General features: G+C 66.1%; 21 protein-coding genes. 6 read left to right on the top strand and 15 right to left on the bottom strand.

Translation table 11 applies throughout. The features are described from left to right. Positions 1-7: 7 nt before the first annotated feature. The 13 genes from DID99_RS21575 to DID99_RS21515 all read right to left on the bottom strand — a co-directional run bounded on the left by DID99_RS21575 (position 8) and on the right by DID99_RS21515 (position 17,018). The gene (locus DID99_RS21575) at positions 8-787 is read right to left on the bottom strand and encodes a ParA family protein (RefSeq protein ID WP_044845234.1); all 780 of its coding nucleotides are present in this window, start codon (positions 785-787) and stop codon (positions 8-10) included. Between the two features lie 51 nt (positions 788-838). Beyond that, positions 839-1,525, bottom strand: coding sequence for a 16S rRNA (guanine(527)-N(7))-methyltransferase RsmG (gene rsmG, locus DID99_RS21570; protein ID WP_124667529.1), 687 nt, complete (start codon positions 1,523-1,525; stop codon positions 839-841). Continuing rightward, positions 1,522-3,492, bottom strand: a complete 1,971-nt coding sequence (mnmG, locus tag DID99_RS21565; protein ID WP_044845232.1) for a tRNA uridine-5-carboxymethylaminomethyl(34) synthesis enzyme MnmG — start codon at positions 3,490-3,492, stop codon at positions 1,522-1,524. Before mnmG ends, rsmG begins: the two co-directional genes overlap by 4 nt. A 490-nt stretch (positions 3,493-3,982) precedes the next feature. Then, positions 3,983-4,738, bottom strand: coding sequence for an ABC transporter ATP-binding protein (locus DID99_RS21560; RefSeq protein WP_124667528.1), 756 nt, complete (start codon positions 4,736-4,738; stop codon positions 3,983-3,985). Next, the gene (locus DID99_RS21555) at positions 4,738-6,522 is read right to left on the bottom strand and encodes an ATP-binding cassette domain-containing protein (protein ID WP_124667527.1); all 1,785 of its coding nucleotides are present in this window, start codon (positions 6,520-6,522) and stop codon (positions 4,738-4,740) included. Before DID99_RS21555 ends, DID99_RS21560 begins: the two co-directional genes overlap by 1 nt. A gap of 4 nt (positions 6,523-6,526) precedes the next feature. Continuing rightward, positions 6,527-7,582, bottom strand: a complete 1,056-nt coding sequence (locus tag DID99_RS21550; RefSeq protein WP_124520445.1) for a branched-chain amino acid ABC transporter permease — start codon at positions 7,580-7,582, stop codon at positions 6,527-6,529. Positions 7,583-7,771: 189 nt separating this feature from the next. Further along, entirely contained in the window at positions 7,772-8,929 is a 1,158-nt protein-coding gene (locus tag DID99_RS21545) for an ABC transporter substrate-binding protein (protein WP_124667526.1), read from the bottom strand. 1,136 nt (positions 8,930-10,065) lie between these two features. Then, on the bottom strand, positions 10,066-11,040 hold the full coding sequence (locus DID99_RS21540; protein WP_044845249.1) for a branched-chain amino acid ABC transporter permease: 975 nt from the start codon (positions 11,038-11,040) through the stop codon (positions 10,066-10,068). Continuing rightward, complete coding sequence (locus tag DID99_RS21535; RefSeq protein ID WP_124571494.1) at positions 11,040-11,924, bottom strand: branched-chain amino acid ABC transporter permease; 885 nt, start codon at positions 11,922-11,924, stop codon at positions 11,040-11,042. The genes DID99_RS21540 and DID99_RS21535 overlap by 1 nt, the downstream gene beginning before the upstream one ends. A 99-nt stretch (positions 11,925-12,023) precedes the next feature. Beyond that, a complete protein-coding gene (locus DID99_RS21530; RefSeq protein WP_044845227.1) occupies positions 12,024-13,223 on the bottom strand; it encodes an ABC transporter substrate-binding protein in 1,200 nt (399 codons plus the stop codon). Between the two features lie 77 nt (positions 13,224-13,300). Next, positions 13,301-14,056 (bottom strand): ABC transporter ATP-binding protein, encoded by a 756-nt coding sequence (locus tag DID99_RS21525; RefSeq protein WP_124486816.1) that lies wholly within the window; start codon positions 14,054-14,056, stop codon positions 13,301-13,303. After that, on the bottom strand, positions 14,053-14,832 hold the full coding sequence (locus tag DID99_RS21520) for an ABC transporter ATP-binding protein (RefSeq protein ID WP_040142748.1): 780 nt from the start codon (positions 14,830-14,832) through the stop codon (positions 14,053-14,055). Before DID99_RS21520 ends, DID99_RS21525 begins: the two co-directional genes overlap by 4 nt. Positions 14,833-15,332: 500 nt before the next feature. Next, positions 15,333-17,018: a GMC family oxidoreductase gene (locus tag DID99_RS21515; RefSeq protein ID WP_124667525.1), complete on the bottom strand. Its 1,686-nt coding sequence runs from the start codon at positions 17,016-17,018 to the stop codon at positions 15,333-15,335. 402 nt (positions 17,019-17,420) lie between these two features. On the opposite strand from DID99_RS21515, the gene DID99_RS21505 reads away from it, so the two are divergent. Beyond that, positions 17,421-18,320, top strand: coding sequence for a LysR family transcriptional regulator (locus DID99_RS21505; protein ID WP_124667524.1), 900 nt, complete (start codon positions 17,421-17,423; stop codon positions 18,318-18,320). Positions 18,321-18,569: 249 nt separating this feature from the next. Further along, complete coding sequence (locus DID99_RS21500; RefSeq protein WP_124571496.1) at positions 18,570-19,103, top strand: class IV adenylate cyclase; 534 nt, start codon at positions 18,570-18,572, stop codon at positions 19,101-19,103. Positions 19,104-19,157: 54 nt separating this feature from the next. Here DID99_RS21500 and DID99_RS21495 read toward each other — a convergent pair whose 3' ends face one another. Next, positions 19,158-19,643, bottom strand: a complete 486-nt coding sequence (locus tag DID99_RS21495; RefSeq protein WP_006408082.1) for an Lrp/AsnC family transcriptional regulator — start codon at positions 19,641-19,643, stop codon at positions 19,158-19,160. Positions 19,644-19,781: 138 nt separating this feature from the next. Between DID99_RS21495 and phhA the strand changes: the two genes are divergently transcribed. Together phhA and DID99_RS21485 are read left to right on the top strand one after the other, a co-directional pair. Beyond that, positions 19,782-20,675 carry a phenylalanine 4-monooxygenase gene (gene phhA, locus DID99_RS21490; protein WP_221623058.1) on the top strand — a complete coding sequence of 298 codons (894 nt, stop codon included), beginning with the start codon at positions 19,782-19,784 and terminating at the stop codon, positions 20,673-20,675. A 156-nt stretch (positions 20,676-20,831) separates the two neighbouring features. Beyond that, entirely contained in the window at positions 20,832-21,140 is a 309-nt protein-coding gene (locus tag DID99_RS21485; protein WP_044845221.1) for a 4a-hydroxytetrahydrobiopterin dehydratase, read from the top strand. A gap of 92 nt (positions 21,141-21,232) precedes the next feature. Here the strand turns inward: DID99_RS21485 and DID99_RS21480 are convergent, their stop codons facing one another. Then, positions 21,233-21,463: a DUF3717 domain-containing protein gene (locus DID99_RS21480; RefSeq protein ID WP_044845220.1), complete on the bottom strand. Its 231-nt coding sequence runs from the start codon at positions 21,461-21,463 to the stop codon at positions 21,233-21,235. Between the two features lie 122 nt (positions 21,464-21,585). Here DID99_RS21480 and DID99_RS21475 point away from each other — a divergent pair, with 122 nt between their 5' ends. Beyond that, positions 21,586-22,278, top strand: a complete 693-nt coding sequence (locus DID99_RS21475) for a response regulator transcription factor (protein WP_006401494.1) — start codon at positions 21,586-21,588, stop codon at positions 22,276-22,278. A gap of 116 nt (positions 22,279-22,394) precedes the next feature. After that, entirely contained in the window at positions 22,395-23,879 is a 1,485-nt protein-coding gene (locus DID99_RS21470; RefSeq protein WP_124486812.1) for a sensor histidine kinase, read from the top strand. Positions 23,880-23,942 lie beyond the last annotated feature (63 nt).

Genomic DNA, 23,942 nt, shown 5'->3' with positions numbered 1-23,942 from the left:
GTCCGGATCACGACACCTCGAACGCGCGCACGCGATCGATCATCTCGGCACCGAACTGGAGATACGCCTGCGCACCGCGCGAATTGCGGTCGAACACGACGCCCGGCAACCCGTAACTCGGCGCTTCCGCGAGGCGCACGTTGCGCGGAATCACCGCGTCGAACACCTTGTCGCCGAAGTGCGCTTTCAGTTGATCGGAGACTTGCTGCTGCAGCGTGATGCGCGGATCGAACATCACACGCAACAAGCCGATGATCTTCAGGTCGCGGTTCATGTTCGCGTGAACCTGCTTGATCGTGTTGACGAGATCCGACAACCCTTCCAGCGCGAAGTACTCGCACTGCATCGGGATCACGACGCCATGCGCCGCGCACAGCCCGTTCAGCGTCAGCAGCGACAGCGTCGGCGGGCAATCGATCAGCACGAAGTCGTAGTCGTCGGCCACATGCTCGAGCGCGGCCTTCAACCGACGCTCGCGGTTGTCGATGCTGATCAGTTCGATCTCGGCACCCGACAGCTCGCGGTTGGCCGGCAGCACGTCGTACGTGACACCCTCCGGACGCACGCGTGCGTCCGTCACCGAGACGCCGTCAACCAGCACTTCGTACACAGTCGACTCGCAGGCGGCCTTGTCGATCCCGCTACCCATCGTCGCGTTGCCCTGCGGGTCGAGATCGATCAGCAGGACTCGTTGCTCCTGCGCTGCAAGGCTTGCGGCGAGATTGACCGATGTCGTCGTCTTGCCGACGCCCCCCTTCTGGTTCGCAACGCAGAAGATCTTTGCCATCGTTGGTGTGTTCCCTTTACCTTCAAACAAACAGCGCGCTACCGCGCGCCTTCAATTCGCCTCGTCGACGGTGACCTCGATCAGATGCCGTTCGGCATCGAGCATCGGTACCGCCAGCCGCATCGTCTGCTTTACGCGACTGCCTTCCGGCAGCCGTGCAATTTCGTCGTCCGGGTGGACACCCTTCATCGCCCAGATCGATCCGCCGGGCGCGACGAGATGTCGAGCAAGTTTAACGAAGTCGGATAGATCCGCGAAGGCGCGGGATACGATCATGTCGAATTTTTCCGGCACTTCGACACCCGGCTGCAGCGATTCGACCCGCCCGGTGACGACCGACAGGTTCGCGAGCTTCAGCTCCGCACGCATCTGAGTCTGGAATGCAGACTTCTTCTGCACGATATCGTTCAGCGTCACTTGCCAGTCCGGCCGGACGATCGCCAGCACGATACCGGGCAACCCGCCGCCCGAACCCACGTCGAGCACGCGCGCCGATGCACGGTCGCGCAGATGCGGAACGATGGAGAGTGAATCAAGAATGTGCTGGATCAGCATCTGCTTCGGGTCGCGGATCGCGGTCAGGTTGTAGACCGCGTTCCACTTGCCGAGCAGCGAGACGTAATCGAGCAGCTGGTTGCGTTGCGTATCCGTCAATGCGATGTCGAGCGCAGCCGTGCCGTCGACGAGCATTTGTTCAAGTACGTCCCGATTAACCGCCGGCGCGCGACGCGCCGTCATTGTTGCGTCGGGACGGTGCCGTCCCCCTGCTCGGTCGCCTCTGCGGCAGTGCCATTACGACGGCCGAGGCCACGGCGCTTCAGGTGCACCATCAGCAGCGAGATCGCAGCCGGCGTGACGCCCGAGATCCGCGATGCCTGGCCGATCGTTTCCGGCCGGAACTCGTTGAGCTTCTGGCTCACTTCGAACGACAGGCCGCGCACCTCGCGATAGTCGATACCGTCCGGCAGGCGCGTGTTCTCGTTCGCATCGTTGCGCTCGATCTCGCTCGCCTGGCGTTCGATATAGCCCTGATATTTGATACCGATCTCGACCTGCTCCTTGATCTGCTCGAGCAGCACTGGATCGTCGGCCAACGGCTCCGCCGGACCGCATTCGCCGCCCTTCAGGCCGCACACGCCGTCGTAGCTGATACCCGGGCGACGCAGCAGCTCCGCGAGGCTGTACTCGTGATCGATCGCCTTGCCGAGCAGCGCGGTCGCCTCTTCCGGCGGCAGCGTCTTCGGCGTGACCCATGTCGACTTCAGTCGTTCGGTTTCACGTGAAACAGCGTCGCGCTTCCGGCTGAATGCATCCCAGCGCACATCGTCGACCAGCCCCAGCTCGCGGCCGATCTCGGTCAGGCGCATGTCCGCATTGTCTTCACGCAGGCTCAGACGATACTCCGCACGGCTCGTGAACATCCGGTACGGCTCGGCCACACCACGCGTAACGAGGTCGTCGACTAGAACCCCAAGGTACGCCTGGTCGCGACGCGGGCACCATGCGTCCTTCTCCTGTACGTAACGGCCTGCGTTCAGACCGGCCAGCAGGCCTTGAGCGGCCGCTTCTTCATAGCCCGTCGTGCCGTTGATCTGGCCCGCAAAGAACAGCCCGTTGATCGCCTTCGTCTCGAGCGATGCCTTCAGCGCGCGCGGGTCGAAGTAGTCGTATTCGATCGCATAGCCGGGGCGCAGGATGTGCGCATTCTCGAGGCCGCGCATCGAGTGCACGAGTTCGAGCTGCACGTCGAACGGCAGGCTCGTCGAAATCCCGTTCGGATAGAACTCGTTGGTCGTCAGCCCTTCCGGCTCGAGGAAGATCTGGTGCGATTCCTTCGACGCGAACCGGTGGATCTTGTCCTCGATCGACGGGCAGTAACGCGGGCCGACACCTTCGATCACGCCTGTATACATGGGCGACCGGTCGAGGCCGCCGCGAATGATGTCGTGCGTGCGCTCGTTCGTATGCGTGACCCAGCACGGCAACTGCTGCGGATGTTGCTCCGCACGGCCCAGGAACGAGAACACCGGGATCGGATCGAGGTCGCCCGGCTGCTCGTCCAGCTTCGAAAAGTCGATCGAGCGGCCGTCGATACGCGGCGGCGTACCGGTCTTCAGGCGGCCCTGCGGCAGCTTCAGTTCCTTCAGACGCGCCGACAGCGACACGGCCGCCGGATCGCCCGCGCGACCGCCCGTGTAATTGTTCAGGCCGACGTGGATCTTGCCGTCGAGGAAGGTACCCGCCGTCAGCACCACCGCACGTGCGCGGAATCGGATGCCGATCTGAGTGACGGCGCCCACCACGCGGTCGCCTTCGACCATCAGATCGTCGACGGCCTGCTGGAACAGCCACAGGTTCGGCTGGTTCTCGAGCCGATGGCGGATCGCAGCCTTGTACAGGATACGGTCGGCCTGCGCACGCGTCGCGCGCACGGCCGGGCCTTTCGACGAATTCAGGATCCGGAACTGAATACCGCTCTCGTCCGTCGCAGCGGCCATCGCGCCGCCGAGCGCATCGACTTCCTTGACCAGATGGCCCTTGCCAATACCGCCGATCGACGGATTGCAGCTCATCTGCCCGAGCGTTTCGATGTTATGGGTCAGCAGCAGCGTCTTCGCACCCATACGGGCCGATGCCAACGCGGCCTCCGTGCCGGCGTGCCCGCCGCCGACGACGATGACGTCAAATTCTGTGGGAAAAAGCATGGTGGATTCCGCGCGCAGGACTGCGCACGAACCTATCTGAGAAATGTATGGGCCGAATTATAGCGGGTTCGCTTTTCACCCGAAGGCCGTCCGAATGGTAGGGACCGTTCATTTAGCCGGTTTTTTTCGGCCGATCGGCCGAGCTGTGCCGCCTAGCCGGCCTTGGCGGCGCTGGCGCGACCTCACCGCACATCGCCAAGCTGTGCAAAACCGAGGACCCGGTAGCGGCTCGTGAACCGACATCACCGTGACATCACAGTATTTCCGGTCAATCGCCCGGCACTTATCCCCTGTGGCGACCGACCACCGTCAACGCTCATTCCCTGTGCAACCCGACGCGATGAGCCCGCACTCTCGTCACAGTGCTTCCGCTGGTTGCTCCGGCACTTATCCCCACACTCGATTCACCGTCACGTCGTCCTCCCCCGAAACAAAAACGGCGTGTTTCACGTGAAACACGCCGCCCGTTTCCCGCCAACCGCCTCACCCATCAAGCCGTTTTCTTCGCAAGCCCCAGATACGTTTCGATTACCTGCGGATTCTGTGCCAACTCGGCAGCCGGCCCTTCCAGCGCAAACTCGCCGGTCTCCAGCACATAGCCGTAGTCCGAGATCTGTAGCGCGGCCCGCGCGTTCTGCTCGATCAGCAGCGTCGCGACGCCCGTGCCACGCAACGCGCTGATGATATGAAAAATCTCTTTCACGATCAGCGGCGCCAGCCCGAGGCTCGGCTCGTCCAGCATCAGCAGGTCGGGCTTACCCATCAGCGCGCGGCCCACCGCAAGCATCTGCCGTTCGCCGCCCGACAGCGTGCCGGCCGCCTGCTTGCGCCGCTCCTTGAGCCGCGGAAACAGCGCGAACACATGATCGAGCTGGTCGAGGAAGTTCGACTCACCCGCGACCTTGCGGCGATACGCGCCCAGCACGAGGTTGTCCTCGACGGTCATCGTGCTGAACAGCTCGCGCTTTTCCGGCACAAGGCACATCCCGCGCGCGACGCGCTGCTCGACGGGCAATGCGCCTACGTCGCTACCGCGGTAAACGATCGCGCCCGACGCGTGCCCGGTCACCGGCAACGCGCCCATGATCGCGTTCAGCAGCGTCGACTTACCGGCTCCGTTCGGGCCGATCACGCTGACGATCTGCCCTGCGCCGACCTTGATCGCCGCACCGTGCAGCGCCTCGACCTTTCCGTACCGCACCGCCAGCCCGCGTACCTCGAGAATCGGCATCGTCGTGTCCGTCATCACTCCACCCCGCCCAGATACGCTTCGAGCACCGCCGGATCCTGCTGCACGTCCTGCGGCAGCCCTTCCGCGATCCGCGTGCCGAATTCCATCACCACCAGCCGGTCGGTGAGGTTCATCACGAAATCCATGTCATGTTCCACGAGCAACACGCTCATCCCTTCGGCCTTCAGGCGCCGCAGCAAGTCCGCGAGCTGCTGCTTCTCCTGGTAGCGCAGCCCGGCCGCCGGCTCGTCGAGCAACAGCAGCGTCGGATCGCAGCACAGCGCGCGCGCGATTTCGAGAATCCGCTGCTGGCCAAGCGCGAGGCTGCCCGCTTCGTCGTACATGTGCTTCTCCAGCCCGACGCGGCGGATCTGTCGTGCCGCTTCAGCCAGCAGCTGCGCTTCCTCACGGGCATTGAGCCGCGCGATGCTGCGCCAGACGCCCGTATGGCCGCGCAAATGCGCGCCGATCGCGACGTTCTCGAGCACCGTCATCGTCGGCAGTAGCTTCACGTGCTGGAACGTCCGGCCGATCCCGCGGCGGACGATCTGGCGCGACGTGAGCCCGTTGATCCGCTCGCCGCGGAACGTGATCGTGCCGCCGGTCGGCTGCAGCACGCCGGTCACGAGGTTGAACGTGGTCGACTTGCCCGCGCCGTTCGGGCCGATCAGGCCGACGATCTGCCCCGCTTTCACGTCGAAACTGACGTCGTTGACGGCCACCAGCCCGCCGAACTGCTTGCGCGCGTTGTCGACCACGAGCAGCGGCTCGCCCGCCACCGGCTTCGCGCGCTGCGGCAGCGGGTCGGCATGGCCGGGCACATGTGCGCGCGGCCCGCGTGGAAACAGCTTCGCGACGAACGGCCATACGCCCTGGCGCGCGTACTGCAGCAACAGCACCATCAGCACGCCGAACACGATGATCTCGAAGTTGCCTTCCGAGCCGAGTAGCTTCGGCAACAGCGTCTGCAGGTAGTCCTGCAGCACGGTGAGGATCGCCGCACCGAGCACCGCGCCCCATACGTGCGACACGCCCCCGACCACGGCCATGAACAGGAATTCGATCCCGTGGTTCAGGCCGAACGGGGTCGGGTTCACCGCGCGCTGCAGGTGCGCGTACAGGAAGCCCGATACCGCGGCGAGCACGGCCGCGTAGGTGAAGATCACGACGCGCATCCACGCGGTGTTCACGCCCATCGCTTCGGCCATCACGCCGCCGCCGCGCAGCGCGCGGATCGCGCGGCCGGGCCGGCTGTTGAGCAGGTTCTGCACCGACACGATCGCGGCCAGCACGACGGCCCAGATCAGGAAGTACAGGCTGCGGCCGCTGCCGAGCTCGATGCCGAACAGGTTCAGTGCCGGAATCCCGTTGATCCCGTCGTACTTGCCGAGCAGCTCGAGGTTGCCGAACAGATAGAACAGCGCGAGCCCCCAAGCGATCGTGCCGAGCGGCAGGAAATGCCCGGACAGGCGCATCGTGACCGCGCCCAGTACCAGCGCGACGAGCGCCGTCAGCACGACGCCGACGATCAGCGCGAGCCACGGCGACACGCCGTATCGCGTGGTCAGGAATGCGGTCGCATACGCGCCGATGCCGACGAACGCGGCCTGCCCGAAGCTCGTCATCCCGCCGACGCCCGTCAGCAGCACGAGCCCGATCGCGACAATCGCGTAGAGGCCGATGTAGTTCAGCAGCGTGATCCAGTATTCGGGCACCTGCAGCGCGCCGGGCAGCACCGGCAGCGCGAAGAGCACCACGAGAAACACCCAGAAGGTCTTGTTGCGTACCATCGTCTTCATCGCGTCACTCCTCTTCCTCTTCCGCATGCGGCGCCGCGAAACTGCGCCACAGCAGCACCGGGATGATCAGCGTGAACACGATCACTTCCTTGTACGCGCTCGCCCAGAACGACGAATACGATTCGAGCACGCCGACCAGCAGCGAGCCGGCGGCCGCGAGCGGATAACTGACCAGCCCGCCGATGATCGCGCCCACGAAACCCTTCAGGCCGATCAGGAAGCCGGAGTCGTAATAGATCGTCGTCAACGGACCGACGAGGATGCCGGACAGCACACCGAGCCCGGCCGCCAGCGTGAATGCGAGCCGCCCTGCTTCGGTCGTGCCGATGCCGACCAGCCGCGCGCCGAGCCGGTTCACCGACGTCGCGCGCAGCGCCTTGCCGGCGATCGTGCGGCCGAAGTACACGTAGAGCGCGCCGATCAGCACCAGCGCGGTCACGACCACGAGGATGCTCTGCACCGACACCGTCATGCTGCCGACCGACAGCGACGCATCCGCGAAGCCGTTGGTACGCGAGCCTTCTGCGCCGAACATCACGAGCCCGAGGCCGACCATCGCGAAATGGACGGCGACCGACACGATCAGCAACAGCAGCGTCGTGCCTTCGGCGATCGGCTGGTAGACGAGCCGGTAGACGAACGGCCCCATCGGCACGACGATCGCGAGCGTCAACGCGATCTGCGCAAGCATCGGCAGCGGCTGCGCGGCAAAGCTGCGCGTGATCGCGAACACCGCGAGCGGCAGCAGCACGTAGCGGCTGCCGAGCGTCGCGAGCGTGCGGCCGAGTTGATGGCGGCGTTCGCGATGGCGGACCAGGCCGCCGACTTCCAGCAGGAAGCACGCGATGCCCATCACGAACAGCAGCCAGCAGGTGGCGGGAAATTTCTGCGCCTGCAACGCCGCAAGCGTGAGCGCACCGTAGGCGACGAATTCGCCCTGGGGAATGAAGATCACCCGCGTGACGGAAAACACCAGCACGAGCGCCAGCGACAGCAATGCATAAATGGCGCCGGTCGTGATGCCGTCTTGCGCGAGGATCGCCGCAATCGAGAGATCCATACGTTTCGTGTATCGAGAATGCTGCGGAGAAACGGCGACGGGAACGGCCCGCGCGCGGACGGCAAGACCGGCGGTCAGGCGTCGCGTTGCGGGCTTCCCGGCATTCCATGCGGCGCGAGCACGGATCGCCGCGCCGCCGACGGCGCGCACGGCGCCGTTCGCGCCGCGCCCGCCGGTTTCACGTGGTGCTTACTCGGCCTGCAGCTTCCACTTGCCGTCGACGATCTGCACCATCACGCGCGCCCGCGTGTCGAAGCCGTTGTGATCGGTCGCCGTCGTGTTGATCACGCCGTGCGACACGGGCAGGTCCTTCACGCTCTCGAGCGATGCGCGCAGCGCCTCGCGGAACGCCTCGGTGCCCGGCTGGCCCTTCTTCAGCGCATCGGGAATCGCACGCTGCAGCAGCAGGCCCGCATCCCATGCATGGCCGCCGAAGGTCGCCAGCGAACCGGCCCCGTACGCCTTTTCGTATGCGGCCTTGTAGCCGAGCGCCGGCTTCTTCACCGGATTCGAATCGGGCAGCTGGTCGGTCACGAGCACCGGGCCGGCCGGCAGGATCTCCCCTTCGCAATCCTTGCCGCACACGCGCAGGAAGTCGTTGTTCGCGACGCCGTGCGTCTGGTACACCTTGCCCTTGTAGCCGCGCTCCTTCAGCGTCTTGGCCGGCAGCGCGGCCGGCGTGCCCGAACCGGCGATCAGCACCGCGTCGGGATTCGAGCCCAACAGCTTCAGCACCTGCCCCATCACCGACGCGTCGGTGCGGTTGAAGCGCTCGTTCGACACGAGCTTCAGGCCGCTCTTCTCGGCCGCCGCGCTGAACGTCTTGTACCAGCTGTCGCCGTACGCATCGGCGAAGCCGATGAAGCCGACCGTCTTCACGCCATGCTTCGCCATGTAGCCGGCGATCGCGTCGGCCATCAGCTGGTCGTTCTGCGGCACCTTGAACATCCATGCGCGCTTCGCGTCCATCGGCGAGATGATCTGCGCGCTCGCCGCGAGCGAGATCGTCGGCGTCTTGCCCTGCGACACCGGATCGAGCATCGCGAGCGAGTTCGGCGTGACGGACGAGCCGATGATCGCGTCGACGTGATCCTCGTCGATCAGCTTGCGCACGTTCTGCACCGCGCGGCTCGTGTCGGACGCATCGTCGAGCACGATGTACTGGACACTCTTGCCCGCGATTTCCTTCGGCAGCAGCGCGATCGTGTTCTTTTCCGGAATCCCGAGCGAGGCGGCCGGCCCGGTGGCCGACAGCGTCACGCCGATCTTCACCTGCGCCGACGCCGTGGCCGCCGCACCCACGAGGCCCGCGGCAAGCAGAACCTCCATCCATCGATTCATCTTCATTTACGTTGTCTCCAAACGCTGCTCGAAAAATCCGTGGGTCGCTCGGGCGGCTCCCGGTCCTCAAACAAGTTAATAAATTAACTATCTCGCCGTACCGCGTCTACGCTCGTTTTCCCGTGAAACGCCGGCGTCGCAATCGAGCCCCGGCGATCGCACGCACGCGCCGCGGCGCGTTCCGAAACGGTCGTTCGACCGCCACGATGCGCGGCAGCAATGTCGCCAGGATGAAGGGAACGGAGAAACGCAGCGTTGCGCGAGACGCGATCGATGCGAATGCAACGATCGCGGGAAGGTCGGCCGGCCGAGCCTGGTTCGGCTCCGCAAGCGCGCGGCACACGATCGGAAAACCGGCGGTTCATGCGCATCCGAACGACGCGTCGGATGCGAACGCAACGACCGGAGAAGCCGCCGTGCCGGGCAATCGCTCCAGAACGCGCATACCGTCCGCAGGACGGCTCGTGAAAGCCCGGGCATACCGATGCACCGCCGCCCCCGAACGAGCGGCGCCAGCCGCCCGTCGCACCCCGATCCATCGTCCCGCGCTTCTCATCCAACCGCACTCCCTCTTCTGCATTTTGCTTGTAGGAGAACTGCCGAGTATTTTCCCGACCGCACGGTCGGCGAAAGCTGAGTGTAACGGACGCTTTTTGCGCACGCCAACCGGGTAAGCCCGGACGGCATGCGCGTGGCTGCGCGCCAGCGGCGATCGACCGGCAGGAGTGGACGAAAACGGGGGGACGGGATGAAACGCGAGCGATGCGAGATGAGGTGAGGCAGAAACGGGCGGGAAACGCGGCGCCACTCGCCTGCACCATCAATGGAAATTCGCGCACACAAATGAAAAAGCGCTGTTGGATTCCGTCCAACAGCGCTTTGGGGTCCGGGCACTTTGTGCCTCGATTGTCTCCTCGTTCTCCACCTGCAAATTCGTTTCGCGGTGCATCAGAACTGAAACGAAGATTAAAGGACCTTTCACTCTGCGACAACTTAGCATTTACCCCTATGGTGCATCGCCGCACGAAAATGGGGCACCAGCCTTGCCGCGCGGCACCGTCCCGAGGCCGCCGCGACGCCCTTCCCGGCCGCGCCGGATGGTGCTTCGCATCAACGCGTCGCCACGCCGCGGCGCGCTGCAATCAGGACGGCCTGAGCGTCTTGACCCGTGCGACCATCTCGCCGACGATCCCGCGCCGGAACGCAAGCACGCATGCGATGAAGATCAGCCCGGTGACGATCGTCGCCGATTCGCCGAGCGAGTGGAACCAGCCGATGCCCGTCATCGACGCGAGCCATTCGCCGATGTCGCCGAGCCGGTCCTCCAGCGCGACGATCAGCGCCGCGCCGAGCAGCGGCCCGAACAGCGTGCCCATCCCGCCGACGAGCGTCATCAGCACGACGAGGCCCGACATCGTCCAGTACGCGTCGGACAGCGTCTCGAAGCCGAGCACCAGCACCTTCAGCGAACCGGCCAGCCCCGCGAGCCCGGCCGACAGGATGAACGCGAGCAGCTTGAAACGGTCGGTGTCGTAGCCGAGCGAGATCGCGCGCGCCTCGTTTTCCTTGATCGCGACGAGCACCTGGCCGAACGGCGAGTGCACGATGCGCACGATGAACGCGCACGCCGCGACGATCACCGCGAGCACGACGTAGTAGAGCGCGACGTCGTTGGACAGGTCGACGACCCCGAACAGATGCCCGCGCGGCACGCCCTGCAGGCCGTCCTCGCCGTGCGTGAACGGCGCCTGCAGGTAGATGAAATAGACCATCTGCGCGAACGCGAGCGTGATCATCGCAAAGTAGATGCCCTGCCGGCGGATCGCGAACAGGCCGACGACGAGCCCGAGCAGCGTCGCGGCGAAGGTGCCGACGAGCACGCCGAGCTCCGGCGTGAAGCCGAGCGTCTGGATCGTATAGCCGGTCGCGTAGCCGGCGGTCGCGAGGAACATCGCATGGCCGAACGACAGCAGCCCCGTATAGCCGATCAGCAGGTTGAACGCGGCCGCGAACAGCGCGAACGTGAGCACCTTCATCACGAACACCGGATACGCGCCGATGAAGGGGGCTGCGAGCAGTGCGGCGAGCAGCACGCCGTAGAGCACTTTTCTCTGCATCATTTTTCCTTGCCGAACAGGCCAGCCGGGCGGATCAGCAGCACGATCGCCATGATCACGAACACCACCGTGGCCGACGCTTCCGGATAGAACACGCGCGTGAAGCCCTCGATCACGCCGAGCATCAGCCCGGTGATGATCGAGCCGAGGATCGAGCCCATCCCGCCGATCACGACCACCGCGAACACGGTGATGATCATCGGCTGGCCCATCAGCGGCGACACCTGGATCACCGGCGCCGCGAGCACGCCCGCGAATGCCGCGAGCGCGACGCCGAAGCCGTAGGTGAGCGTGATCATCATCGGCACGTTCACGCCGAACGCCTCGACGAGCTTCGGGTTCTCGGTGCCCGCGCGCAGATAGGCGCCCAGGCGCGTCTTCTCGATCACGAACCAGGTCGCGAGACACACCGCGAGCGACGCGACGACCACCCACGCGCGGTAGTTCGGCAGGAACATGAAGCCGAGATTGGTCGCGCCGGACAGCTGCGACGGCACGTCGTACGGCTGGCCGGACGACCCGTAGATCGAGCGGAACACGCCTTCGACGACGAGCGTGAGGCCGAACGTGAGCAGCAGCCCGTACAGGTGATCGAGCTTGTACAGCCAGCGCAGCATCGAGCGCTCGACCAGGATCCCGAACGCGCCGACGATCAGCGGCGCGAGCGCGAGCATCGCCCAGTACGGCAACCCGAAATACGACAGCCCCATCCACGCGAGCATCGCGCCCAGCATGAACAGCGCGCCGTGCGCGAAGTTGATCACGTTGAGCAGCCCGAAGATCACCGCCAGCCCGAGGCTCAGGATCGCGTAGAACGAGCCGTTGACGAGCCCGAGCAGCAACTGGCTCAGCATCGCCGGCAACGGAATGCCAAAGATTTCCATCGACTTAGCCGTCCGAATGAGTTTCGTTGCGTGCGCAACCGTCATGCCGTCGTGCACGCGGGCGGTGCAGCGGCCACATCGCTGCGGCCGCGCCCGCGCTTACTTCCATGCCGCGCAGCGCGTCTCCTGCTTGGTCGTGAACGCCTGCTCGCCCGGAATCGTCGCGAGCACCTTGTAGTAGTCCCACGGCTCCTTCGATTCCGACGGCTTCTTCACTTCCATCAGGTACATGTCGTGAATCATGCTGCCGTCCTGGCGGATGTAGCCCTTCGCGTAGAAGTCGTTGATCTTCGCCTTCTTCAGCTCGGCCATCACCTTGTCGGAGTCGGTCGTGCCGGCCGCCTGGACCGCCTTCAGGTAGGTCGTCACCGACGAGTAGTCGGCCGCCTGCAGGCTCGACGGCATCTTCTTCATCTTGCCGAAGTAGCGCTGCGCCCACTGGCGCGCCGTCGCGTCGCGGTTCCAGTACCAGCTGTCGGTCAGCACGAGGCCCTGCGTCGTCTCGAGGCCGAGGCTGTGCACGTCGTTGATGAACATCAGCAGCGCGGCGATTTTCATCGTCTTCGTGATGCCGAACTCCTTCGCGGCCTTGATCGAGTTGATCGTGTCGCCGCCCGCGTTCGCGAGGCCGAGGATCTGCGCCTTGGACGACTGCGCCTGCAGCAGGAACGACGAGAAGTCCGACGCCGACAGCGGGTGCCGCACCGTGCCGAGCACCTGGCCGCCGCTCGCCTTCACGACGTCCGACGTGTTCTTCTCGAGCGCCTTGCCGAATGCGTAGTCGGCGGTCAGGAAGAACCAGCTCTTGCCGCCCTGCTTCACCACCGCCGAGCCGGTGCCCTTCGCGAGTGCCATCGTGTCGTATGCGTAGTGGACCGTGTACGGCGTGCACTGCTCGTTGGTCAGCGTGTCGGCGCCCGCGCCGATGTTGATGTAGACCTTCTTCTTCTCGGCCGCGACCTGGTTCATCGACAGCGCGGTCGCGGAGTTCGTGCCGCCGACCAGCAGGTCGAGCCCACCGCGGTCCATCCATTCGCGCGCCTTCGACGCGGCGATGTCCGCCTTGTTCTGGTGATCGGCATAGACGACCTCGATCGGCTTGCCGAGCACCTTGCCGCCAAAGTCGGCGACCGCCATCCGGATCGCCTCGAGGCCGCCCTGCCCGTCGATGTCCGCGTACAGCCCCGACATGTCGGTGATGAAGCCGATCTTCACGCTATCCGCGGCGTGTGCGGCGCCGGCGGTGAACGCTGCGGTCGCGACCGCCAGACACGCGTGTGCGAGGGTCTTCATTTTCATTGACGTCTCCTGTTGTTCTGATGCGTTGTGGTTGTTCGTAGGCCGCCACGGCTAGCGGCAAGGGAAACGGGGCGGCGTCACACCCCGAGCAGGTCGTGAAGGATCGGCATCTTGCCTTCCAGTTCGGATGAGCGGAAATGCTCGACGATGCGGCCATGTTCCATCACGTAGAAGCGGTCGGCGAGCGGCGCGGCGAAGCGGAAATTCTGTTCGACCATCACGACCGTGTAGCCGCGCGCCTTCAGCGCGACGATCATGCGCGCGAGCGCCTGCACGATCACCGGCGCGAGGCCTTCGGAAATTTCATCGAGCAGCAGCAGGTTCGCGCCGGTGCGCAGGATCCGCGCCACCGCGAGCATCTGCTGCTCGCCGCCGGACAGCCGCGTGCCCTGGCTCTGCCGGCGCGACGCGAGGTTCGGGAACATCGTGTAGATCTCGTCGAGCGACATCGCGTGCTCGCGCGGGCCGATCGGCGGCGGCAGCATCAGGTTCTCCTCGCACGACAGGCTCGAGAAGATTCCGCGCTCCTCCGGGCAATAGCCGACGCCGAAATGCGCGATGCGGTGCGTCGCGAGGCCGATCGTCTCGTTGCCCGAAACCTTGATCGAGCCGCTGCGGCGGCCGGTGAGGCCCATGATCGCGCGCAGCGTCGTGGTGCGGCCCGCGCCGTTGCGGCCGAGCAGCGTGACGACCTCGCCGCGATGAACGCTCAGGTCGACACCGTGCAATATGTGGGATTCCCCGTACCAGGCCTCGAGGCCCGTGATCTCCAGCGCGGGCGTGCCGCTCTCGACGCCGCTCAATTCGCGTTCCTCCCGTTCGCTGTGCTTCATGCGTGCGCCCCCGCGAGCGCCGCATCGGCGCTGCCCATGTAGGCCTCGATCACCAGCGGATTCTTCGACACTTCCGCATACGAGCCCTCGGCCAGCACTTCGCCGCGTTGCAGGACGGTGATCGTGTCGGAGATGCCCGCGATCACGTTCATGTTGTGCTCGACCATCAGGATCGTGCGGCCGCTCGCCACCTTCTTGATCAGCGCGGTCACGCGATCGACGTCCTCGTGGCCCATCCCTTGCGTGGGCTCGTCGAGCAGCATCAGTTCGGGTTCCATCGCGAGCGTCGTCGCGATCTCGAGCGCGCGCTTGCGGCCGTATGCGAGTTCGACCGTCGGCACGTGCGCGAAATCGGTGAGGCCGACCTGCGTGAGGAGATCCATCGCGCGATCGTCGAGGCGCCGCAACGTGCGCTCGCTGCGCCAGAAGTGGAATTCAGTCCCGAGCGCGCGCTGCAGACCGATGCGCACGTTCTGCAACGCGGTCAGGTGCGGGAATACCGCCGAGATCTGGAAGGAACGAATGATGCCGCGCCGCGCGACCTGCGCGGGCCGCTCGTCGGTGATGTCGATGCCGTTGAAGACGATCTGGCCGGCCGTCGGTGTCAGGAACTTGGTCAGCAGGTTGAAGCAGGTGGTCTTGCCCGCGCCGTTCGGTCCGATCAACGCATGGATCGCGCCGCGCCGCACACGCAGGTTGACACCGTTCACGGCGGTGAAGCCCCTGAATTCCTTCGTCAGTCCGCGTGTTTCGAGAATCGTGTCGCCGAGAATCATGTTCCCTTCCGTACGAAGTCAGGCGAAGCACCGGGAGGATTCGCGCAAGCGACCGCGAACAAGTCCGCGGATCAGCGGGCTGCCCCCGGGGCGCCGTATTACGCCTCGAGGGTGGTCTCCCGCGCCGACGCGTATGCACACTGCGCAACATTGTCGCGCCGTTGGTGCAGTGCAATCATCGGGATTTGCACTTATAGGGCGGGCTGCCATATCGGGCGCGGCTGAGCGAGAATTTTCGACGCGCTATTTTGACGCGCGCATCATCAAGGTGCGCATGCTCGCATCGGACGTGCCTGATTGAACGCATGCATGTGACGCTGCGCGTCATGTCGTCGCGCAAAAAAAAGCCGCGTGACATAAGCGATAAGCGGGTGCGCGAAGCAATTGCCGTGCGCATCGCCGGCCCGTGTCATTGTGATGCTCGCGCGTCACCTTTGCTTCGCATAGCGAAACAGCGGGCGCTCGGATGACAGCCCGCTGTCGCGCGTGTCAGCGTGGCGTCACGCAGCCGTCATCGTCGCGTCCATTCGCACCTGCGTCGCGTCGTGCGCCGCGCGTCGATCGGCGCGAATCATGTCGCTTGCGCGCTCGGCGATCATCAGCGTCGGCGAATTCGTGTTGCCCGACGTGATGAACGGCATCACCGATGCGTCGACGATCCGCAGCCCGGCGATGCCGCGCACGCGCAGCCGGCTGTCGACGACGGCACGCGCGTCGTCCGCGCGCCCCATCCGGCACGTACCGACCGGATGGAAGATCGTCGTGCCGACCGCGCCCGCCGCTTCGATCAGTTCGGCTTCGGTCCGGTATCGCTCGCCCGGCAGGATCTCCTCCGGACGGTAGCGCGCGAGCGCCGGCGCGGATGCGATGCGGCGCGTGAGGCGCAGCGCGTTCGCGGCGACCTGGCGATCGTGGTCGGTCGACAGATAGTTCGGTGCGATCGACGGCGCCACGCCGGCATCGGGGCTCGCGATATGCACGCTGCCGCGCGAACTCGGCCGCAGATGGCAGACGGACGCCGTAAAGGCGTTGAAGCTGTGCAGCGGCTCGCCGAAGCGCTCGAGCGACAGCGGCTGCACGTGATATTCGAGATCGGGGCGCGTGAGCGCGGGATCGTCGGGATCGGATTTTGCGAACGCGCCGAGCTGGGACGGCGCCATCGACATCGGCCCGCGTTGCAGCAGCGCGTATTCGGCACCGATCATCAGCTTGCCCCACCAGTGCGCGGACAGCGTGTTCAACGTGCGGACGCCTTCGACGCGAAATGCCATCCGCAGCTGCAGGTGATCCTGCAGGTTCTCGCCGACGCCCGGCAGGTCCTGCACGACGTCGATGCCGAGCGCCTGCAGCCGTGCGCCCGCACCGATGCCCGACAGTTCGAGCAGCTGCGGCGAATTCACCGCGCCGGCGGTCAGCAGCACTTCGGCGCGTGCGTGCGCGACGTAGTCGGTGCCGCCGCCGCGATACTCGACGCCGACCGCGCGCCGCCCGTCGACGATCACGCGCTGCGCATGCGCGCCGGTTATCACGGTCAGGTTCGGGCGCGTCATCGCGGGCCGCAGGAACGCCTTCGACGTATTCCAGCGCACGCCGCGCTTCTGGTTCACCTCGAAATAGCCGACCCCGCTGTTGTCGCCGCGGTTGAAATCGTCGGTCGCCGGGATGCCCGTCTGCTGCGCGGCCTGCGCGAACGATTCGAGGATCTCCCAGCGCAGCCGCTGCTTCTCGACGCGCCAGTAGCCGCCTGCGCCGTGTGCGTCGCTCGCACCCGCGTGGTGGTCCTCGCTGCGCTTGAAGATGGGCAGCACGCTGTCCCACGACCAGCCCGCGTCGCCGGTTTCCTGCGCCCAGCTGTCGTAATCCTCGCGCTGGCCGCGCATGTAGATCATCCCGTTGATCGACGAGCAGCCGCCGAGCACGCGACCGCGCGGATACGACAGTGCGCGGCCGTTGAGCGCCGCCTCCGGCTGTGTCTTGTACAGCCAGTCCGTGCGTGGATTGCCGATGCAGTACAGATAGCCGACCGGGATGTGGATCCAGTGATAGTCGTCCTTGCCGCCCGCTTCGAGCAGCAGCACGCGGATCTCGGGATCCTCGGTCAGGCGGTTCGCGAGCACGCAGCCTGCGGTGCCCGCGCCGACGATCACGTAATCGAATTCGTCCTCGAGCGTGCGTTGAGTCGTCACGACGTGTCTCCTGTCGACCCGAGTTAGCGCTTCAGCGCTTACTCGGGTCCCATGGCGTGGCTGGATGGAGTTGGCGCTTCAGCGCTTACTCCATCCCCACGGCGGTCGACTCGAGTTAGCGCTTTAGCGCTTACTCGGGTCCCATGCTTTGCGGTCGACCCGAGTTGGCGCTTTAGCGCTTACTCGTGCCCCGTGCTTTGCGGTCGACCCGAGTTAGCACTTCATCGCTTACTCGTGCCCCATGCAAAGCGCATTGTTGTGTCCCGCGCGGCGCAATCCCGCGCGTCGTTTTCAGCATAGTGCGTCGCAGGCGACGCGATCGATGAAGCGTACTCCGCCTGCCATCCGCCGATCCAATGAGTTATGCTGAACTGCGTTATAAGCTGCGCTCATATCACGACGATGGATCTCACCCTGCTCCGTGCGTTCGCGACGGTCGCCCGCGAAGGCAACCTGACGCGCGCCGCCGTGCAGTTGCACCTGACGCAGCCGGCCGTCAGCCTGCAGATCAAGCATCTGCAGGAAACGCTCGGCGTCACGCTGTTCACGCGCACGTCGCGCGGGCTCGCGCTCACACGCGACGGCCAGACGCTGCTGCCGCATGCGGAGCGCGCGCTGGCCGCAGCCGCCGACGTGCAGCGCGCCGCTGCCGCGCTGCGGCACGAGGTGCGCGGCCAGTTGCGGATCGGCACGATCCTCGACCCCGGTTTCCTGCGGCTCGGCGGCTTCCTGCGCGCGCTGGTCGAAACCCATCCGCAGATAGAAACCGCGCTGCGGCACGGGATGTCCGGCTGGGTGCTCGAGCAGGTGCGCGCGCGGGCGCTCGACGTCGGCTACTACATCGGCCGGCCCGGCGAGGACGAGCCGCGCGACGACACGCTGTTCCACACGGTCACGCTCACGCGTTTCCAGTACCGCGTGCTCGCGCCGGCCGGCTGGAAGGAGCGCGTGCAGCGCGCGCACGACTGGCGCGCGCTCGCCGCGCTGCCGTGGATCTGGACGCCGCCGGCGTCCGCCCATCACCGGCTGCTGTCGCGGCTGTTCGCGGCGGCCGGCGCGCAGCCGGTGAAGGTCGCCGAGGTCGACCAGGAGCAGTCGATGCTCGATCTCGTGAAATCGGGGATCGGGTTGACGCTCGCGCGGGACTCGACCGCGCTGGCCGAAGCGCACGCGCACGCGCTGACGATCGTCGAACGCGTAACGGTGCCGACCGAGCTGACATTCGTGGCGCTCGTCGAACGGCGCGACGAACCGGCAATCGCGGCCGCGCTGCGACTGATCGAGACGCAGTGGGCGATATGAGCGTGGCTGATGTCGGTGTGACGGGTCGTGCAGTGGACTTTTGCGGCTGACTTGCGGATCTTGCGGATCTTGCGGATCTTTCAAATCGCCAACTCGCCCGCGCATGACCGGCGAAAATCACATACGAGCCCCAATCGCCCGCTCCGCGTCGCGTTGCCGCGCGCCGGTCGCTCGTCACGCCACCATCGCAGGCTTTTTGCTAGATTGTCCGTTCGCACACCGCGAGACCCCTGATTGAAGGAGACCCGCATGGCCCGCAACATCGAGATCAAAGCCCGCGCCCGCGAATTCGACCAGCTGCGCGAACGCGCCGCGACGCTCGCAACCGAAGCACCGCTCTTCTACCGCCAGCAGGATTTCTTCTACGACGTGCCGCGCGGCCGGCTGAAGCTGCGCCGCTTCGAAGACGGCACGCCGGCCGAACTGATCTTCTACCAGCGCGACGATCGCGACGGTCCGAAAGCGTCGTACTACACGCGCAGCCCGGTCACGAACCCGGACGCGATGCACTCGCTGCTCGCGACCGCGCTGACCACGCGCGGCATCGTGACGAAGGAACGGCACGTGTACCTCGTCGGCCGCACGCGGATCCACCTCGACCGCGTCGACGGCCTCGGCGACTTCATCGAACTGGAAGTGGTGCTCGGCCCCGACGACGACGAAGCCGGGGGCGAAGCCGAGGCGCATGACGTGTTCGAGAAGCTCGGCGTGGCGCACGAGGATCTCGTCGCGGTCGCGTACGTCGACCTGCTGAACGCCGACGCGCAATCCGCAGCGGCCTGATCGAGCCCTATCCGCGGCGCCGCCTTGCGCCCCGCCGCCAGCCCTGCCGCCGCGTCACGCGGCGCCGGGCGCCAGGTGCGCGAGCGGCAGCGCGCCATTGCGCTTGAACGTCGTCAGTACGATGTTCGAGCGCACGCTGTCGACGCCCGGCACGCGCATCAGCTTCTTCATCACGAACTGCGACAGCGCGTTGAGATCCGGCGCGACGATCCGCAGCAGATAGTCGGCATCGCCAACCACTGCATGGCATTCGAGCACCTCGGGCAGCACGTCGATCTGCTGCTGGAACTGCTCGATGATCGAATCGCCGTGGTGCTTGAGCTTCAGGCTCGTGAACGCGGTGACGCCGAGCCCGAGCTTTTCGGGGCGCAACATCACGCGATAGCCTTCGATCACGCCGGCCGCCTCGAGCCGCTGCAGCCGACGGCCGATCTGCGACGGCGACAGCGGCACCTCCTCGCCGAGCTGCTGGTGCGTCGCGCGGCCGAAGCGCTGCAGCACGTCGAGAAGCGCGAGATCGAAGTGATCGAGTTCCAGCATGAGCATTCTCCGCATTGATTCCTGTTTTGATGCGCGATTATCGCATCATCAAGCGAATCAACGCCATCTTTGCGCCCATTCCGCATGTCCCCCGCTCTACACTTGCATGGTTCCCATCACAGCGTGCAGAGCCTCACCATGTCCACCGTCGTCACCGCGAAACTGCAGGAGCAGTTCGATGCGGGCCTCGAAACCCGCGCCGATTTCACCATCGACCAGCCGCTCGAACGTTACGGCCAGGTCGACCACGCGGTGTGGCAGCAGCTCTATGCGCGCCAGTCGGCGCTGCTGCGCGGTCGCGCGTGCGACGCGTTCGTCGCCGGGCTCGGGAAGATCGACCTGCCGGCCGATCGCGTGCCGTCGTTCGCCGACGTGAATCGCCAGCTGAAGCCGGTCACCGGCTGGGAAATCGTCGCGGTGCCGGGCCTCGTGCCCGATCGCGTGTTCTTCGAGCACCTCGCGAACCGGCGGTTTCCGGTCACCTGGTGGATGCGCCGCCCGGACCAGCTCGACTACCTGCAGGAACCCGACTGCTTCCACGACCTGTTCGGCCACGTGCCGTTGCTGATCGAGCAAGTGTTCGCCGACTACATGCAGGCCTACGGCCGCACCGCGCTCGCGGTCGCGGACGACGAAGCGGCGCTCGCGCGCCTGGCACGCCTCTACTGGTATACGGTGGAATTCGGCCTGATCCGCGACCCGCACGGCATGAACGGGCTGTCGATCTATGGCGCCGGGATCGTGTCGAGCAAGGGCGAGAGCCTCTACAGTCTCGAAAGCGCGGCGCCGAACCGGCTCGGTTTCGACCTCGAGCGCGTGATGCGCACGCGGTACCGGATCGACACGTTCCAGAAGACCTACTTCGTGATCGACGATTTCGCGCAGCTGTTCGCGCTGGCCGACGTCGACGGCCGCGCGCTGGCCGACCGGCTGGCCGCGCTGCCCGAATTCGCGGCCGGCGCGGTATGCGATGGCGATCTCGTGCTGCATCGCGGCACGGGAGAAGGCTGGCCGGACGACGCGGACGCGTAAGGCCGCGGGCCACGCCGGCGTGATTCGTGCACCGGCGCCCGCCTTCCGATGCCCGTCACCGAATGCCCGTCGCCCAACTATGAAACAATGACCGGTACCGGCTTTGCCGCGTGGCCTTTGCCCGCGTGCGGGCGCCGTTACCGAACGAGGTGCAACATGATCCACAAGCTCACATCAGAAGAACGCAAGACCCGGCTCGAAGGCCTGCCGCACTGGACGGCCGTGCCGGGCCGCGACGCGATCCAGCGCAGCCTGCGCTTCGCCGATTTCAACGAGGCCTTCGGCTTCATGACGCGCGTCGCGATCAAGGCGCAGGAAATGAACCACCATCCGGAATGGTTCAACGTATACAACCGCGTCGACGTGACGCTGTCGACCCACGATGCGGACGGCCTGACCGAGCGCGACATCGCGCTCGCGACGTTCATCGACCAGGTGTGCGCACATACCCAACCGGCCGCCTGAGGTCGTCCTCTACCGCCGCGCGTCTTTCGACGCGCGGCGCGTCAACTTTTCATTTCGATGAACGTTTTCTAGGATGTACTCAGCGAAAGCCTTCAACTTTCCAAGCCATCCTTAAGGCGCACGTAAGTCTCGTACGCTTTCCGCGCCCTGGGGTCCAAACCTTCCAGTTGCAGCGCGCTTGCGCGCTGTACAATCAGCAGCGCATACGGCTTGGAGAGCGCGCTGGCCTCTTCGCAGAGTTTGAGTTCGTCGCCGCTCGACGGCGAGCGGGCGCGCCAGAAATTGATCGCGGCTTCGAGGTCGTGGATCGAAATATCGGACATGATTGGATTTAATCGTTCGCTGGCCGCCATGCTTGATGTCAGGCGATGCGGCGCCCCTGTGGAAACGGCGTCGTGCTGTCCGCGTGCCTGAACCGCCAACCCATTGTACTTGAGCGAACTTCATGCGACTCCTTCTGATCGAAGACGACCGCCCCATCGCACGCGGTATCCAGAGCAGCCTCGAGCAGGCTGGCTTCACCGTCGACATGGTGCATGACGGCATCTTTGCCGAACAGGCGCTGGCACAGAACCGCCACGAACTCGTGATCCTCGACCTCGGCCTGCCGGGCATCGACGGGATGACGCTGCTCACGCGTTTCCGCCAGACCAACCGCCACACGCCGGTCATCGTGCTGACCGCGCGCGACGAACTGAACGACCGGATCCAGGGCCTGAACTCCGGCGCCGACGACTACATGCTCAAGCCGTTCGAGCCGGCCGAGCTCGAAGCGCGCATCCGCGCGGTGATGCGCCGCAGCGGCCCGCACAGCGACATGCCGCGTCCGGAAGTGTCGCTCGGCGGCGTCCGCCTGTCGGGCGTCGATCGCCGCATCTTCAACGACGACAAGCCGCTCGAACTGTCGCCGCGCGAATTCGCGGTGCTGGAAATGCTGCTGCTGCGTCACGGCCGCGTCGTCAGCAAGGCCCAGCTGCAGGATCACCTCACGCACTTCGGCGGCGATCTCGGCGACACCGCAATCGAAGTCTACGTGCATCGCGTGCGCAAGAAACTCGAGCAGTGCCGCGTCGAAATCGTCACGGTGCGCGGCTTCGGCTATCTGCTGCAGGAAATCCGCCAGACCGCGAGCGTCTGAGCGGCGCCGCACGCCGGCCGGCCGCGTGCCGCCGGCGAGCCGCCCTGCCCGCGTCGCCGTCCGGCGCACGTCCGCGCCGCTCCCCGTGAGCGGCGCTTATCCATTTGCCCGTCGAAATGTCTTCTGATCCGGCTGTGACCACCAGCCTGCGCCGCTCGCTGCTTCGGCGCCTCGCCGCGCCGCTGTCGATGCTCGCGCTGATGAGCGGCCTGATCGCCTACTGGCTCGCGTGGCAATACACGCAACACGTGATCGACCGCTCGCTCGCCGACCTCGCGACCGCCATCTCCAAACAGATCCAGATCGCCGGCCCCGACGCGCCGTTCACGGTGCCGCCGCTCGCGCAGGCGATGTTCTCCGATCCGGCCGAGGCGCTGATCTACCGGATCAGCGACGGCGAGCAGGAACTCGCCGGCGATCCGAAACTGCCGCTGCGGGGCATCAACGTGCGCCGCATGCATCACGCGTACGTGTTCGAGGCCGAGTACGACAACCGCGCGGTGCGGGTCGCGCAGGTGCGCGTCGAGGAAGTCGACGGCGGCCGGCCGATGGTGGTCGAGGTCGCGCAGCCGGTGCGGCACCGTTACCGGATCGCGGCCGAATTCCTCGTCGCGATCATGATGCCGCTGCTGCTGCTGCTGCTCGCGGGCTGGGGCATCGTGTGGCGCGTCGTCAACCAGCAGCTCGGCCCGCTCACGCATCTCGCCGATTCGCTGAACCGGCAGACCCACACGTCGCTGGAGCCGGTCGACGAAACCGACGTGCCGCTCGAGATCCGGCCGCTGACGAGCGCGATGAACGCGCTGCTCGGCCGCCTGAAGACCGCGCTCGACGCGCAGCGCAAGTTCATCGCCGATGCCGCGCACCAGCTGCGCACGCCGCTCACGGCCGTGAAGCTGCATGCCGAGCAGGCCGCCGTCGCGCGCGACCCGCAGCAGACCTATGCCGCGGTGCGCGAACTGCGCGCGGCCGCCGACCGCGCGGTGCGGCTGTCGAACCAGCTGCTGTCGCTCGCACGCGCGGAGCCGGGCGAACAGGCCGCGCGTTTCGTCGACGTCGACCTGGCCGCGATGGCGTTCGAGACGGGTGCCGAATGGGTGCCGCGCGCGCTCGCGTCGCATGTCGACCTCGGCTTCCAGCGCAGCGACGATCCCGGCGAAGACGAAACGCTGAACGTGCGCGGCAACCCCGTGCTGCTGCGCGAGGTGATCGCGAACCTGCTCGACAATGCGTTGAAATACGTGCCGCTCGCCCGGCCGCACGGGGCGCGGATCACGGTGAACGTCGCCCGCGGCGCGCTCGAGACCGGCGAACCGGCCGCCGAGATCGTCGTCGAGGACAACGGCCCGGGCGTGCCGGCCAATCAGCAGGCCGACCTGTTCAAGCGCTTCTTCCGTGGCGACGCGCAAAGCGGCAACGGCGTCGAGACGGGCGCCGGGCTCGGGCTCGCGATCGTGCACGACATCATCGCGATGCACGGCGGCACGGTGTCGTACGAGGATGCATCGGAAGGCGGTTCGCGCTTCGTGGTGCGGGTGCCGCTCGCCAGGCGCACCGGGAAGCCGGCGAGCGAGACGCCGGCCGCCGCGCCGACTCACTGAGGCGCGCGCGGCGAACCCTCATCAGGCTGGATGGACGGCCGCGCGGCGGCCGTCCGGCGGTGA

Source organism: Burkholderia sp. Bp8986, assembly GCF_003854225.1.
Taxonomy (GTDB): domain Bacteria; phylum Pseudomonadota; class Gammaproteobacteria; order Burkholderiales; family Burkholderiaceae; genus Burkholderia.
Note: the sequence above shows the minus strand (reverse complement) of the source record. Positions and strands in the feature narration are given on the sequence as shown.